This window comes from Candidatus Thiodiazotropha endoloripes, from assembly GCF_001708965.1.
In the GTDB taxonomy this organism is placed as follows: domain Bacteria; phylum Pseudomonadota; class Gammaproteobacteria; order Chromatiales; family Chromatiaceae; genus Thiodiazotropha; species Thiodiazotropha endoloripes.
In genome coordinates this window covers 1,433,844-1,448,843 of the sequence record NZ_LVJW01000003.1, presented here as the reverse complement: position 1 = coordinate 1,448,843, position 15,000 = coordinate 1,433,844, and the positions used below count along the sequence as shown (strand labels likewise).

The window sequence follows — 15,000 nt, the reverse complement described above, 5'->3', positions numbered from 1 at the left end:
CGATATTCAGCCACCGACAGCCAAAGAGTTGGCAGAGCAGGAATTGAAACGACAAACCGCACTGATTGAGGCTCAAACAAAAGGATTGAAAGCAGGTCAATCAGCTAATTTCTCTGCTGGATATTTCCAACAACCTGCTGATACTGGCCCAAGACCAGAGATTGAGTCGATCAAGGAATGGGAGAGGGTGGAGGAAATCCTACCCAAAGATGAAGAAGACAATGTCGATTGGTCCATGGCTTTGAAACAGGGAATGATAAGACCCCGTGCCGGAAAAGACCCTCGCGCATTATGGGCTAGAGCCTTCCAATGGGATTTTATCATTCCAGGTGAAGAGCGGGAGGATGATGCCTTTTTCCCCCACTCCGCACACACCGAGTGGCTTGGGTGCAAGAATTGTCATAATCCCACGCTCTACCCCTATCGAAGAAATCCTGCAACGATGAAAGAGATGAAGCGGGGAGCTTCCTGTGGTGCCTGTCACGGTAAAAAGAAAGTCTCATTCTCTCTGAAAGCATGTGACCGCTGCCATATCAACAGTGACGACGAGGAAGAGGAAGAAGAAGACGAATAATCTAAAAGACACTACCGCTGTAGTGCTTTCAGGGTAAATAATTGGTGAAGGTATGCGCAAGTACACTTGTGTTCTAACAACAACATTAATATCTCTTTTCTTATACGGTTCATTGCTGACCGCAGCCCCTGGTGATATTCAATACACTCGAGAAGGTGGTGATCCTGAAAAACTGAAATCATTCCCACCATCAATCTTTCCCCATTGGATCCATCGACTCAATTACCGCTGTGATGCCTGTCACAACACGATATTTGAGATGAAAACCGGGACCACTACGATCAATAAGGACATAATGAAAGAAGGCAAGACCTGTGCTGTTTGCCATAATGGTACAGATGCCTTTGACGATGGATTTGCCAATTGTAACCGCTGTCACCTTCTCGAAGAGCAGTAGGCATCATGCTTCCCCTGGAGGTCATGACAAGATCCATGATGCCTCTGGCATTCATTTGGTTTTTTGCCACGATAACTTTTTTCTGGAGTGAGAGGCTCTCTGCCGAATCAAACAGTAGTTTCGTACTCTACCCCACTGAATTGGATGCAGTGGTGAAATTTGATGGCACGAAAACACGGAATGGTTTCGAATCTGAAGAGATTGAGTGGCAGGCAGGCTTGAGAATTGCCCAGATGGGATATCTGTTGGACCCCAGGATTGCCTGGTTTCTCATCGATATAGAACCACTCTATACCTGGACTGAAGTTGAAACCGACGATACCGTTGAGGAATACGATGGTGAATTGTTCAACTATTTACTTCAGACCAGCCTACTGCAAGGAACACCTGGGCCTTTCGGACTGGATCTATCCGCACAAAAGAATACAAGCCTGAATACAGGCTCACTCGGTAGTCGTTTCGACACAGATATCGAATCTTTTGCAGCAACCCTTAACTGGAAAAATTCAGCCTTTCCAATGAGTCTCTCCTATGAAGAGAAGACGCTTGATGAAGAGTTTCGTTCAAGTCTGACGAATCCGGTTACCGAACGCGACGAGCTTTTAAAAAGTTGGAATCTCAAGGGACGAAGCAGCAAACTGAGTGTTCACCTTACCCATGACGAACTGGATGACCGTATCATTTCACGAAACCAGGATTACGAACTGGACAGAGCAAATATCTCACACCACCTGTTATGGGGACGAAACAGTCAGCTTGATTCGAACCTTAACTACTCGGACCGTACAGGTTTCAATGCCAATGAACGTCTAACAGTGAGTGAGAGTGCGAGGATACAACACCTGGACAATGTTCACAGCCGTACCTCATATCACTATCAATCCACTGAGCAGACCATAGAAAATACAGAGCACGGCGGCAGATTCGAGCTTCACCACAGACTCTACAATAACCTCAACAGCATGGGCTATGCCAATCTCAACAAACGCGAATCAGACGACCTGGAGGAGGATAAGTGGCGAGTAGGTCTGGAGACACGCTATACAAAGAACAAGCTTTTGGGCGCTCACATCAGTGCTGGTGTCCGCGCTTCATACCAGGAGACAGACAGGGTTTCCACACTTGGAACCATCGATGTCATCGATGAGAGTCAATCAGTTCCTTTTACCGGGGCAATCCTACTCGAACAACGATTTATCATAACAAGCACCATCGTTGTTACAGATAGTGATGGAATAACCGTATATGACGAAAATACAGATTATACGATTATCGATCTGTCTGGTGATCTGACTCAGCTGCAGATAGTTCCCGGCGGCAGAATAAATTCCGGAGATACCATACTGGTAAGCTATGACGCGGAAATACTGCCTACGCAGGAGTTCTCCACAGTATTCACCAATTACCATTTCACCATTGATTACGATTGGGTAAGACTTTCACATAGTGACAGTAAATCGGATGACAAGCTCATCGCTGGAGCAAGCGAAAGTTTTCTACAGAACACGCGTAATACTTACACCGATCTTGAGTTTCATTTCAAACCGATCAATATTGACACGGTAATCGGTGCTGAAAGACGCTATACCGAGACCGGTGGGTTCGAATCGACCACATATTCTTTCAATCAGCGGTTTTCGTGGACCCCAACCGCACGCAGAGGCGGACAGAGCATCAATTGGAGTTTAAATGCCACCCAATCATTTACAGAACAGGATTTTCTCGACACTGACCTCTATCGCGTTGATTTCATCGTAAATTGGCAAGCCAGTAGAAATCTGACGATCCGACCGACCATAAGCGGTTGGAAGAGAAAGGATGTCGGCTCAGCCATCGCAGGGGGACGCAAAGACGATGAATTCTTCACAGCCGGGATTCTTGCTCAATGGCGTTACCGTAAACTCGACCTGGACTTCAAATACAACCATGATCGTCGCGAAGTGACCAATTCAGATAACAGTGATACGACCGAGACCAACGAGGATCGACTGATGATCACGTTGAGGCGGAGAATATTGTGAGTAGACTTATCTTACTGACAATTTTCCTCTTGCTTACCGCTTGCTCGTCTACAGGCCCGGTTACCTTCGTGCCCGCAAAAGATAGCCAAAGGATTGTCTGGCCTTCAGCACCGGAACCAGCGAGAATAGAGTTTATTACAGCTTTCAGTAATGCCCAGGACCTGGGCATAGAAAAATCTATATTCACTAAATTACTTGACCTCTTTACTGGTGCAGATGATCAAAATCTAGCACGCCCCTATGCACTTGCAGTCTTTGAGAACAGGCTTGCAATAGCAGATCCGGATGCAGCTGTGGTGCATTTATACGATCTCAACAAGCAGACCCACAATAGAATAGAGCGTGTCGGTGAGAACCAACTGGAATCACCGATCAGTGTGGCCATTGATAGTCACCGGCTTTTCATTGCTGATTCAAAATTAAATAAAGTATTTGTTTTGGATTCCAGCAATAAGCTTCAACACATAATCGAAGGGTTAGAGCGCCCTACCAGCCTGTCATTAAATCCATCCCAGCAACGATTATTCATTGCAGATACATTGGCTCACAAGGTCTTTGCTTATGATCTAGTAGGAAACTACTTATTCAAAATCGGTGAGCGGGGTGAAAATGATCTAGAGTTTAACTACCCAAGTCATCTGGCAGCCTCGGATAAGAAACTCTTTGTCAACGACACCATGAACTTCAGGGTTCAAATATTCGATAGTAATGGGCAACATATATCAACCTTTGGCAAGCAAGGAGACGCTTCCGGTTACCTGACCCAGTCAAAGGGAATAGCGGTTGACTCTGATGGACATATCTATATCGCCGATGCACTGGCGAATAGAGTTCAGATTTTTACCCAAAACGGTGAGTTTTTACTTGAGTTTGGCAACACCGGCAGACAACATGGAGAGTTCCAGATGCCGACAGGATTAGCCGTGTGGAATGACAAAATATTTGTCGCCGACTCTTATAATCAACGCATCCAGGTTTTTCAATACCTGAAGGTGGATGAATGATATGCGAAATATCTATCTTCTATTTCTACTAATGACGACGATTCCCGGTATCACTCTGGCAGGCATTGCTGAGACGGCGCATAACCTCTCCTCAAGCGGTCAGTTTACGGTTAAAAGCAACACTGAGGATCGAATCTGCATTTTTTGTCATACCCCACATGCCTCTGCACCGGATTCACCATTATGGAACAGATCCTCTACTGGGGTCTATATCGACTATCTCAGTAGTACGACACATGCCGATGCAGGCACCATGAGTTCGTCATCAGTTCTTTGCCTGTCTTGTCATGATGGCACCATCGCCTTGGGTAATATTGGTAGACCGGGTACGATCACCGATTTAAGTACCACATATATCACTGATCGTGCTCTGTTGGGTACAGATCTATCTGATGATCATCCGGTATCCATTATCTACAATCCTACTCTTTTGAATACCGATCCTGATCTGGTGCACCCAAACAATGTGGATCTACCACTACGAAACAATGAGCTTCACTGCTCCTCATGCCATGATGCCCATGAGAACATTCATCCCCCATTTCTGCATAAATCAACTACGAACGGTGATCTGTGTGTCACCTGCCATATGCCAAGGCCTGAAGGAGCAGGTACTGCCTGGATCTGGTCCAATAGTTCGCATGCAACCTCAACCGCGACACCCCAAGGCACCAATCCCTGGTCAGAACGTAAGCCTGAATGGACAGGACTGACCGTACAAGCGAACGCTTGTATGAACTGCCATACACCCCACAATGCCGCAACACCGGAAAGACTGATCAAAGGCATAGAGGAGGATACTTGCTACCTCTGCCATAATGGTACAGTCGCGCAGACCGATATCCAGACCGAAATGCAGAAAATTTATCACCACCCGGTTGAGATTGCCCTTAATGACGAACACTCTGCACGCACCGAAAATCCTCTAATGATGCCCTGGCATGTGGAGTGCGAAGACTGCCATAACCCCCACGCCAGTTTCAGTGAAGCGCCAATGATCTCATTCAATCCGACGAACCCGATGGGTGGCGGTCACTCAGTTGCACCTGCTGTTAATGGCAGCATGATCGGTGTCACTGGTATAGACGCCAACGGTAATTTTAAGCAGGAAGCGGACTTCGAGTACGAAGTCTGTTTTAAATGCCATGGCGTACCCGGAAAAAGTGCATGTGATAACCAGCGCTGTTCAACCGCGGATAGTTACAATATGGTTAGGGCTGATGGCGTTTACAATATCCGTGACAAAGTGAATTCAGGCAACCCGGCCCTGGTTTCATACCATCCCATCGTGGAAAACGATCCTTCAAACAATAGCGAAGTACCCAGTCTTCGTAACGACATCCCTCTCACCACTTTTAGCGGACAGATCTATTGCAGTGACTGCCACAGCAGTAACACTTCGCCTGCTGCCGGTGGCCTGGGGCCTGCAGGTCCGCATGGTTCGATCCATCAAGGGATTATGGCCCAAACTTATGATATTGACCCTGCCAGTTCCACAACGCTCTCAAACGATCTCTGCTTCAAATGTCATGATTCAGGTAATTTATTTACAGATCAATCCTTTCCACATACGGAACACGTAGTTGCAGAAAATCTGGGGTGTGTCAATTGCCATGACCCCCATGGATCCGCATCGAATCGCCATCTGATTAATTTCCTCACCTCATCCAACATTGGCGGACAGATCAGAACAATCACAGGTACCGGTGATTATCTCGAACCTACCTGGTTGGATACAGGTGTACACAGCGGAAGCTGTTGGCTGGATTGCCATGGAACGGTTCACAATGGTTTTGACTATTGATGATCTGGTTTGACTTAATTTCGGTGAAAAGTATTGACTCGAATCACACGCTATCTTCTTGGGGTTAAACTATGAAACTTGTCACTCAGGTATTGGCTTTTTTCACCCTTCTGATCGCAGCTGCTCCTGCAGCACTTGCCAATCCATCCCCTGCGTTCGAGGGCAGAAAACTCTACATATCACACTGCATGATCTGTCATGGTATGGATGGTAAAGGATATGGCCCTCTGGCGAAGAAAATGAAGATCGAAGCGGAGGATCTCACCGACTATGTACCAACGATGAGTGATTACGGTCTGCAAGTTATCATTACCGGGGACAAAAATGTTCCCAAGTCTCTGAGATCAAGACACGGTAAAATCAGCAAGGATATGCCGAAATGGAAAGAGGTGCTCAATCAGAGCCAAATCTCAGCATTGATTGCCTATTTGCGCTTTCTCAGCACCACCAAACATGATCTACCCGGTGACCCGGAGCTCGGCTATGAACTCTATCAGCGCTATTGCTCAATCTGCCACGGTGTAGAAGGTGTTGGGGATGGTGCCTTAACCAATCTTATTGGCGTTGTTCCTATCGATCTTACAAACCCAGGTAAAACAGATGACTTTAGTAATAAGACTCTGACCAAGGATATTCTTGAGGGAAAAGGAGACTACATGCCAGGCTGGAAAGGCATACTGACTAATGAGGAAGTCGATGGTTTGGTCAGCTATATCAGACTGCTGTACCAGGTTTGGGCACACCTGGAAGATGGCGGTCTGGTAGTCGTCATGAATTCACCAACACTGGAAAACAATAAGGATAGAACAACTGCGTTACTTAACGATACCTCATGCAGCAGCAAAGCCAACTTATCTGTAAAAGGCAAAGCAGAAGCCCGTAAAGTTGGTAAACTCTTCAAATCCAGGGGTGTTAGAGTAGAGCAGGTCCTATCCAGTCCTTACTGCCTTGCTAAGGAGACCGCACTGACAGCTTTCGGTCAGGCTGAAACACATGACTATCTGGCTTCAAACGAAAAGCTTTCATCAAACCAGGCTGATAACTATGCTGCTGAGCTGGACACCCGCATTGGCAGTTACGAAGGGAAAGGCAACCTGGTTATTTTCACCCATGATTCAATCATCAAAGATCTCTCATTTCAAAAACTGAAAGATGGATATTTTCTAGTCTTGAAACCTATGGGTAAAAACGAATATGAAGAGATTGGCGTTTACAAGATGAACAGATGATACCAACCCCACTTACAAAGGTAAGTGGAATTGGTATTTCTATTTATCCGTTAAGTGAACTATTTATCTGGCAGCATACAGGGATTTCATCTGCACACTGCATTCAGCATCCTGATTACACAGCACAGCTTTAACCAGTTTCAATGCCCCTTGCGGATTGCTTGGCTTGCGCCAGATCGGAATATATTTGGTTGAGTTATCCTGGTAATCCCCTTCCATGATCAAAGGGTCATTATAGAGGCTTATCAGATTGTCGCAGCGCAGATAGAGTACGTCATCATACCCTCGAGAATAATCGCATACCCATTTCTGCTGATCCGCACTGTTGGACATTACATTATGATAATGGTCACTCGCTACCGCATTGAATGCTGTAGTCATGAGCAGCAGTACCAAACCGTGGAAAGTTAATTGTGCTTTGGACCGTGTGTACATCATTCTTCCCCTAACAACCCATAGGAGTTCGAAACGACAAGACGCACAACACTAGGTATTGGTCTGATTATGTCAACAGAGCAGTTGCCCGGTGACATATCGCGTTTTCGGTAATCCGTCGGTCATAGGCGGCTCAGCCACCCTTAGACTGTGATTTTGCGTCCCCACCTTTCGATGGGTTTGCCCTTTCGAACACATTGTGAAGCAAATTATCACCTGCTTCTGTAGCCTGTAGCGACCCGCGACAATGATTCTTTAGTTATTGATATTGGCTGTCATGGGCATACAGGAATCTGGCGATGGACCACCTGAAATTAAGTGATGCGCCTACCCTTATAAAATTATTTACTGCACCCATTGAATCCATGCATAGCATGATTCGGGTATACCACCAAATAAGGTGCAATTCCCATGCCTTCAATTTTTTGCTTTATAAAACAGTTCATTGAGTAATAAGATTTTTATTCTTTTCGCTAAATGTAAAAAAAATCGACATATCCATCTGCTAAAAAGTGACAACCCGTTATGACTCAAGGCTATGAATTTTAACCATCGATATAGCGCCAGAGTCTGTTTGGAATATCCAACTGTGATCCAGAGTAATTGTTCCAAATGGGTAGTATTACCCATTGCCAACCCATTCTTAATTTAATAGTTTGCACACGAATGGACATAGATTATGGACACGCCAGGAAGGTAGATATTGGAGAGGAATCATTTCATGAAGAAATCACTAGGATTGTTTTTTTTAGGTCTGATCACTATCAGTGGTTATTCAACCGCAGCTTCAGTTTACACATTCACTGGCGAAATCATCGCAAACAATTTCTCCGATAACACAGGAGCAATAAGCGATTCCGGCCTCGCTATCGGTAGCACAATCTCCTACTCGTTTTTAGTCGATACCACGAGACAGGGAATCAGGACAACGAATAATGGAACTATCACAACATATGATGATTCCACAACGGCTAACCATACAATCGACTATTTCTATGTGGATCTGATCAGCGGTGGACTCGGTGAAGTGGATGGCGGTTACTACAACGGGCCTGGCTATGTAGACGAGTACAATCGTGGTCTTGATATCACATCTTCAACCAATCCATCTGATGACTGGGTATCCTTTCTTGGTGGATCTGCAAATAATCTTGTTCAGATCTATTCAGGTGGAATGTCCTTTGTTGACTGGATAATCGGCACCTCCCCGATCAGCGCACTGGAGTCGACCTATGACTCAACCGGGGCCTCTTCGGTGTTTAGCTCACTTCTTACACTCGAATCCGTTGCGCCTGTACCGATTCCCCCTGCACTCCTGCTGTTTGGATCGGGTCTATTGGGACTGCTTGGTTTCAGTTACCGGAAAAGAATCGATTGAAGATGGGGCTTCGGCCCCATTTTTTAGTCCACAAAAAACACTTATCCCATCAAACATGTAAAGTGAAAACGGGAAGGAGATCTATGCAGGTTCAGAGCGACGGACTGGAAATCAGCGGCTCCTGAAAGGTCACAAACTGATCTGCGGCATGAGTTCTGAAGATACATTGAGTAAAACGTGTGCGCTATGAAGTGGCTTTATACAACCTTACAAATCTATTCAATACGCCTGATTGATCAGTCCTATTAGAGCCTGTTAACACTAATCCAATAGGCCCTAGCAAAATCTCACTATACTGTTAAAAACAACTGATCATGCCGCTTTCTCAACCCGGTTCCTGCCCTGACCTTTGGCACGATAGAGTGCCTCATCAACCCGTTGAATCAGCTGGTCCGAGCGTTCATTCATGTCACACTGGGCGATACCGATAGAGACCGTCACATTGCCATAATTCTCACTATTGACCCTGTCTTTCAGTTCAATAGAGGCGATAGATTGTCGAATCTGTTCTGCTATGGCATCCGCGTCACTCAGTCTAGTCTGTGGCAGTATCACAGCGAACTCCTCACCGCCGAATCGGGATGCAATTCCCTTCTCTTTAAGACAGTGTTTGAGGGTTGCGGACAAGAAACGAAGCACTTTATCCCCCACCAGATGGCCATAGGTGTCATTGAAGATTTTAAAATGGTCGATATCGATCAACATGATCGATAACGGTATTTTCTGTTCCTGAGCTAAAACCATATGATGTTCGATCTCTGCATCGAATGCTCTCCGGTTGGAGAGACCAGTCAATGGATCCGTCAGAGACTCTTCTTTCACTTGTTGTAACTCTTTACGCAGTGACTCCACTTCAGACAGGACATTGGACATCTGAGCTTCCATCTTTTGCTGGGACTGCTCCATAGTGCGGGTATCGTCTATCACCTTTTGAACTTCGATCGACATTGCCTCAGGGGAGATCGGGCTGTTCAGAATTGTTGAAAAGTGACTGAGCTTATTGACATAACTGGTAAGATTCCCGCCGGAGTTTTCAAATTCACTCTGAATATTGACAATAATATTTTGCAGTTCCTGCCGTATATTCTCCAATGCTGCATCATCCTGAATGAAGAACTCTCGATAGGCTTCCCAAAGCAACTCGGTTGATAGTACCGGTTCTGCTTCCAACAAAGCATCGATCGATGCCTTCAACTTCTGGTTTCTGCCCGTGACATAGTCATATCCAATCCGAAAATTAAGGGGTGATGGGGGGACGGTTTGTTTGGAGAGGAAGGCAATCACCAAACGTAAATATTCTGATGCCTTGGTATAGTCATCTTCTCTATAGGGAATTGTATTCATTATTATCTACACCTTGCTATGACGGATAACCTCCATATTGACAGTTGCAATAAATCCCAGTTATTGCCGTGATATTCGACGTTATCTTGATAGCGGATGATAGGCGATTTTCTTGATACCTAATGTGTGTTTGCAGTCGTAATCTGATATCAAGCAGTTAACTCTGTGACTTCATACTGATGAGCAAGAATGGCCCAATGAGAACATCAGACTGAAATGATGGCTAAATGGGTAATCCCATGCCAGAACATCGATGCAAAGCAGTTTGATTTGTACGTTATACAATCAAGGTACCCATGGGCAGATGGGAAGTTTCCTGACAGCAAAGCACAAGAAGTAGTGGGTTATTACACCCGTCATGTCGAGTTGAATGCAGTTGTTGTTCTGGGCTTCCTCTAAAGCAGCATCAGGTTAGCCCAGCTAAGTTTTTGATAAGATGGTGGGTCGTGCAGGAATCGAATTTACTTGTATCCATTTGTTTTTATTATATTTATTATCAACATAATTATATTATACCCCCAAATATACCCCCTCACGCCCATTCTCAGTCATCTAAACACAACTCAAAATACTGTGTCCCAATTAGCGTAAGTACCTCATTCGTCATAGAAGAGCCTAGCTGTATTAGTTTTACATGACAACTAGCTCTCTTCTGAATACGATTGCGTTAAGCTAGTGTAGGTCGTCACTAATTATGTAACAGTAGAATCTCCCTATTTTACTGGGTTTCGGCAATATAATAGTCAAAAACACTGCGTTTATAAGTTACATACTGTTAGGCGACCTACACTAGTTGTTTGTTCCTTCTAATGACATTGAATACCAATAATCCTAGTCCAAACAATAAATAGGTTTCAGGCTCTGGTACAGAAGTAGGTGATTTTTCAGAAATTGATGTAAGAACAATAGGTTGCCCAGTAACTTGGTAATCATCTCTACCTTGTACACTATCTGGATTCTCGATACTGAGGCGATGATCGTATGCATATAGATTAGTAACCGCCCATTCTGTAAAGGCCTCGTAAGAAGTCAAAATTTCACTTGGTATAGAAGAATTAAAGATATGCGGATGAAGAGTAAGTACAGCATTTGCTCCATATGCATATAAACCTAAAGAAAGCTCAAAATAGCCTCTTCCAGGATTGTAAGAAGCATACCCACCGAAAGTAGTATCACGCTGGTCTTTACTGATTTCTAAGCCTGTACCACTTAATAAGGTCGCATCAAAGTCCATTCTATAAGTCTGATAGCCAGTCTCACTAACTCTAGATAAAGTGGAATTGTGAGTACCATCTACCCGAAAAATATACTGGACTGGTTCATTTATGGGATTACCATTTCCTAGACTATCGAACGTTCCAGTGCTTTCGAATGTGTAATATAGAGCTGTTGCCTGAGCTAAGTTGAAGAAAGAGGAAACTAGAAGTAAGGATAATATGTTGAGGATATACTGTGTTTTCATTACAACTCCATGTTTGCACTTTTATTAATTCCATTTAGCCTCTAGCAAAAAAGACGCCAGATTATATTTTCTTTATATTTCAGTTTGATATCATTTACTACGAATTCGATGTGTTAATTATTTCGACACTGCTTCATTCGCACAATGTTTTGTTATGGGAGTATTTTAATATGATCACCAACAGTGCTATTCGCACCGTCAAGTTTAAATAATAATCATTCAGAATAATAATCGCCGAAGAGAACTTGATTACACTTGTATGGTTGAATTTGAGTACTGATAGCCGATCCCTGCCTCTAAATGGAGAGTTGATAAAATGAAGCCCGTAACTTGTAGCAGCAAGTTACCGGTTCAGTAGCCCGATGATGCACAGGTCTATAAGACCGTTAACAAGCGGGGGCACTGAACCGACCCGATTTATCTCGAACAGTCGAATGGGCTTCAAGCCCGAATTTAGCAAGGGTGAGTACAAATGACAAACCTTAGAAAGAGAAAATCCCGTGTGAATGTCGGTGTCGATGTAGGCAAATGGATGCTAGATATTCATATATACGAAAAAGATCTCCACTGGCAGGAAGAGAATTCGCCTGAAGGTATCAAACAAATCCTAAAGCGCCTGGCCCACTACCGGGTACAACGCCTGGTTATGGAGGCCACAGGCCGCTACCAACTGGCCCTGGCAACTGCCGCCTACCAAAAGTCTCTACCCGTCTGTATCGTCAAGCCCATGTCGGTTCGTCGCTATGCCGGTGCCATTGAGCAACTGGCCAAAACCGACAAGATTGATGCCCGGGTGATTGCCGAATTCGCTGCTGTCATCCAGCCTGATCCAACCCCAAAGGTCAGCCGTAACCTTCAGATAATAAAAGACTTAATAACCCGCCGTAGACAAGTTATGGAAATACGTACCCAAGAGCTCAACCGGCTGCAGATTATGGGCAAGACCTTTGAAGCCTCCTGCCGCCGAATACTACGGACACTGGATGCTGAAATTCAGCGAATCGAGAAGAAGCTTACAGGGGTCATCGAAAAACAGGCTGAATGGTCCGAACGGAAATCGATCTTAATGTCAGCCCCAGGTGTCGGTGAAACGCTGGCCTATACTCTGCTAGCCGATTTACCAGAGATGGGATCAATGAGCAACAAGCAGGTAGCCGCCCTAGTTGGCGTGGCACCGATCAATCGAGATAGTGGTAAATCACGAGGCAAGCGGCGAATCAAAGGTGGTCGAGCGGGTGTTCGCACAACACTTTATATGGCCACCTTGAGCGCTACCCAATGCAATCCAATAATCCGCGCTTTCTACAGACAGCTGGTGGCGCAGGGTAAACATAAAAAAGTTGCATTAACGGCCTGCATGCGAAAGTTTATTACTATGTTGAATGCCATGGTAAGAGATCAAGTTACTTGGGCTTATTGATCTTTTTATTAGTCGGGTTGACGCCACAGTCGCTTGTTATATTTGTAATGTTGGCATAACGACCCTAGGAAGTCTGGAACGCTGCATCATGTCCATGACAAATTCCCTCCAAAACGGCCAAATATGGTAAGTCACATTACGATCAGCAAATAATTTAAGCGCTTCAGATTCAATATCATCTATATCAATAATATACTCTGCAATAAAATTCCCTGTCAGTTCTGCCTTTATACAGTCTAGTGCTTTTTCTGAGTCTTGATCTTCAATAGAGGAAATTTGTGGGTCGACTATCCGTACACCTAGTTCCATTTCTGCCCTAAATAGCCGAATACTTACTTCTTTTTCACCCTGCTTTTCAGTGATTGTAGCTGTCTGAGTGCCTTTAGATTGGAACTTAAGTTGGGAAGCTAGTTGACCAATATAATACTTGGGTTCAAAGTTCTTATTAAAATGCAGTTTAGAGTCTCTTAAGTAAATATCTCTTGGGATCAAATGATCCTTAGCTTTTTGGAAATACTCTTCTTCTGACATATCATTTCTTTGTAAAGAGACTTAGTTATAGGTACCACTTAGCCTAGTGCAAACATCAATAGGAACCACGTTAGTCATTCCAGAACTTGCACTAGGCACCTCACTTTCAACAGGAAAGACTTTTTCTCCATAGCCACTGCCTGGCCGTTCACCAAGTCGACGTCCAGTATGGTAGGCGAGCACAGTGCAAATATAGGAGTTAATACTAACTCCTTCATATTCTGCAGATTTTGCAACCCTAGCATGTAGACTTTTGCCCATGCGAAGAGTCACTCTTCCACTAAAATCCCAGAAATCATTTGATTTCTGTGGTTGAGGGAAAGCCCTACCCTCTTCTCTATACATCTCATATGCTGTCGCAATAGAATCAATAGCGAGTTCATATGCACCATCAGAACTATCACTATAATCTCTCAAATCTGGGAGTTCACGCACTGTTGCTTCGTAGAAATTATCCCCATCAATCTCAATGTTCTGAATGGTGATTGCATATTGGCGCGGATCAAAAACGCTCATTTTTTACTCTCCAAGTAATTACGAATCTCTTCTTCGTAGCGTTTTACTATATGATTTAAAATCTTAGTAATATACGGCTTTTTCACAGGCTTGTTTGTTCCATGTCCACAATCGAAGCTACCTGTTGTAAAACCATCAATCTGCGGGTGAGTTATGACAAAATGATTACCTTTTCCTTGCTTTAAATTGAATCCAGCATCTTCAAGCCAAGCTTTTAGGTCGTTACATCTTGTGTTATTGCCTGATTGCTCCAATCGCGCAACAAGTTCATCATAGTCCATAAACACACCACGCACCATATATGGTGTCATAATTCATAATTTACAATCTCTTTCGAGCGAGGTCCATCATTTTCTTACTTAAAATACTTATCCTATTGTTTTTTATTGTTTTTTTATTTTTCTGATTTTCACAAAAATATAACTATAACATTTTGTGGGGTAAGGATAAAAAATAGACACATAGTTCTATGTTATTGTTTTTCTGCTTTTTTTTATGAATTCTAACAAAATAACCACTTTAATTACTATTAAACCAACCTAGCAGTTTTAACTACTCTAACTCTCTTGGAAGCCTGCCTCCCTCCATATCGCTCAAACTGACTATGACTCTAAAAACTTAGTTCTCGAATCAGATGTATATGCAAAGGCATATTATTACTCTATTTCTACTTTGCTGAGTTGTCATCTTATTTTGTATCGTTTAGATCATAAAACGCCTCTTGTTAATCTCCATAGAAATTCGAGGGCTAACTATGGTCAAAAATCGAAACATGCCCATTGGAAGTTACACTATTTGTGGAGTAGCGACCTTTAATTCTTGCAAAATCAATGAAAGATGTAGTGCCACATATAATGGGATACGCTGTAAAGGCGTTTACGTTAG

General features: G+C 43.9%; 14 protein-coding genes and 1 riboswitch. Of the genes, 8 read left to right on the top strand and 6 right to left on the bottom strand.

From position 1 onward, the window contains the following. The first annotated feature begins 43 nt into the window (after positions 1–43). The 6 genes from A3193_RS06510 (at position 44) to A3193_RS06485 (ending at position 7,029) form a co-directional block, all read left to right on the top strand. Positions 44–574 carry a c(7)-type cytochrome triheme domain-containing protein gene (locus A3193_RS06510; protein WP_141694596.1) on the top strand — a complete coding sequence of 177 codons (531 nt, stop codon included), beginning with the start codon at positions 44–46 and terminating at the stop codon, positions 572–574. Positions 575–626: 52 nt separating this feature from the next. Then, entirely contained in the window at positions 627–971 is a 345-nt protein-coding gene (locus tag A3193_RS20015) for a c(7)-type cytochrome triheme domain-containing protein (RefSeq protein WP_083218373.1), read from the top strand. A gap of 23 nt (positions 972–994) precedes the next feature. Next, positions 995–2,992, top strand: a complete 1,998-nt coding sequence (locus A3193_RS06500; protein ID WP_139117014.1) for a hypothetical protein — start codon at positions 995–997, stop codon at positions 2,990–2,992. Next, a complete protein-coding gene (locus A3193_RS06495) occupies positions 2,989–3,996 on the top strand; it encodes a 6-bladed beta-propeller (RefSeq protein ID WP_069014360.1) in 1,008 nt (335 codons plus the stop codon). The genes A3193_RS06500 and A3193_RS06495 overlap by 4 nt, the downstream gene beginning before the upstream one ends. A gap of 1 nt (position 3,997) precedes the next feature. After that, positions 3,998–5,800 carry a cytochrome c3 family protein gene (locus A3193_RS06490; protein WP_162272474.1) on the top strand — a complete coding sequence of 601 codons (1,803 nt, stop codon included), beginning with the start codon at positions 3,998–4,000 and terminating at the stop codon, positions 5,798–5,800. A 71-nt stretch (positions 5,801–5,871) separates the two neighbouring features. After that, on the top strand, positions 5,872–7,029 hold the full coding sequence (locus A3193_RS06485) for a c-type cytochrome (RefSeq protein WP_069005679.1): 1,158 nt from the start codon (positions 5,872–5,874) through the stop codon (positions 7,027–7,029). Between the two features lie 63 nt (positions 7,030–7,092). On the opposite strand, the gene A3193_RS06480 is transcribed toward A3193_RS06485, so the two are convergent. Further along, the gene (locus tag A3193_RS06480; RefSeq protein ID WP_139117015.1) at positions 7,093–7,410 is read right to left on the bottom strand and encodes a hypothetical protein; all 318 of its coding nucleotides are present in this window, start codon (positions 7,408–7,410) and stop codon (positions 7,093–7,095) included. A 160-nt stretch (positions 7,411–7,570) separates the two neighbouring features. Beyond that, positions 7,571–7,659: riboswitch (cyclic di-GMP riboswitch) on the bottom strand. Positions 7,660–8,167: 508 nt separating this feature from the next. Here A3193_RS06480 and A3193_RS06475 point away from each other — a divergent pair. Beyond that, positions 8,168–8,842 (top strand): hypothetical protein, encoded by a 675-nt coding sequence (locus tag A3193_RS06475; RefSeq protein ID WP_141694766.1) that lies wholly within the window; start codon positions 8,168–8,170, stop codon positions 8,840–8,842. A 312-nt stretch (positions 8,843–9,154) separates the two neighbouring features. Here the strand turns inward: A3193_RS06475 and A3193_RS06470 are convergent, their stop codons facing one another. Further along, a complete protein-coding gene (locus tag A3193_RS06470) occupies positions 9,155–10,186 on the bottom strand; it encodes a GGDEF domain-containing protein (RefSeq protein ID WP_069005682.1) in 1,032 nt (343 codons plus the stop codon). Positions 10,187–10,970: 784 nt separating this feature from the next. Beyond that, positions 10,971–11,648, bottom strand: a complete 678-nt coding sequence (locus tag A3193_RS20010) for a PEP-CTERM sorting domain-containing protein (RefSeq protein ID WP_071938088.1) — start codon at positions 11,646–11,648, stop codon at positions 10,971–10,973. 472 nt (positions 11,649–12,120) lie between these two features. Here A3193_RS20010 and A3193_RS06460 point away from each other — a divergent pair, with 472 nt between their 5' ends. After that, the gene (locus tag A3193_RS06460; RefSeq protein WP_069014357.1) at positions 12,121–13,068 is read left to right on the top strand and encodes an IS110 family RNA-guided transposase; all 948 of its coding nucleotides are present in this window, start codon (positions 12,121–12,123) and stop codon (positions 13,066–13,068) included. A gap of 36 nt (positions 13,069–13,104) precedes the next feature. Here the strand turns inward: A3193_RS06460 and A3193_RS06455 are convergent, their stop codons facing one another. Genes A3193_RS06455 through A3193_RS06445 form a run of 3 tightly spaced genes read right to left on the bottom strand, consistent with a single transcriptional unit; the run spans position 13,105 to position 14,414 of the window. Next, a complete protein-coding gene (locus tag A3193_RS06455; protein WP_069014356.1) occupies positions 13,105–13,599 on the bottom strand; it encodes a hypothetical protein in 495 nt (164 codons plus the stop codon). 21 nt (positions 13,600–13,620) lie between these two features. After that, positions 13,621–14,115, bottom strand: coding sequence for a toxin-antitoxin system HicB family antitoxin (locus A3193_RS06450; RefSeq protein ID WP_069014355.1), 495 nt, complete (start codon positions 14,113–14,115; stop codon positions 13,621–13,623). After that, complete coding sequence (locus A3193_RS06445) at positions 14,112–14,414, bottom strand: hypothetical protein (protein ID WP_083218595.1); 303 nt, start codon at positions 14,412–14,414, stop codon at positions 14,112–14,114. Before A3193_RS06445 ends, A3193_RS06450 begins: the two co-directional genes overlap by 4 nt. Positions 14,415–15,000: the final 586 nt, after the last annotated feature.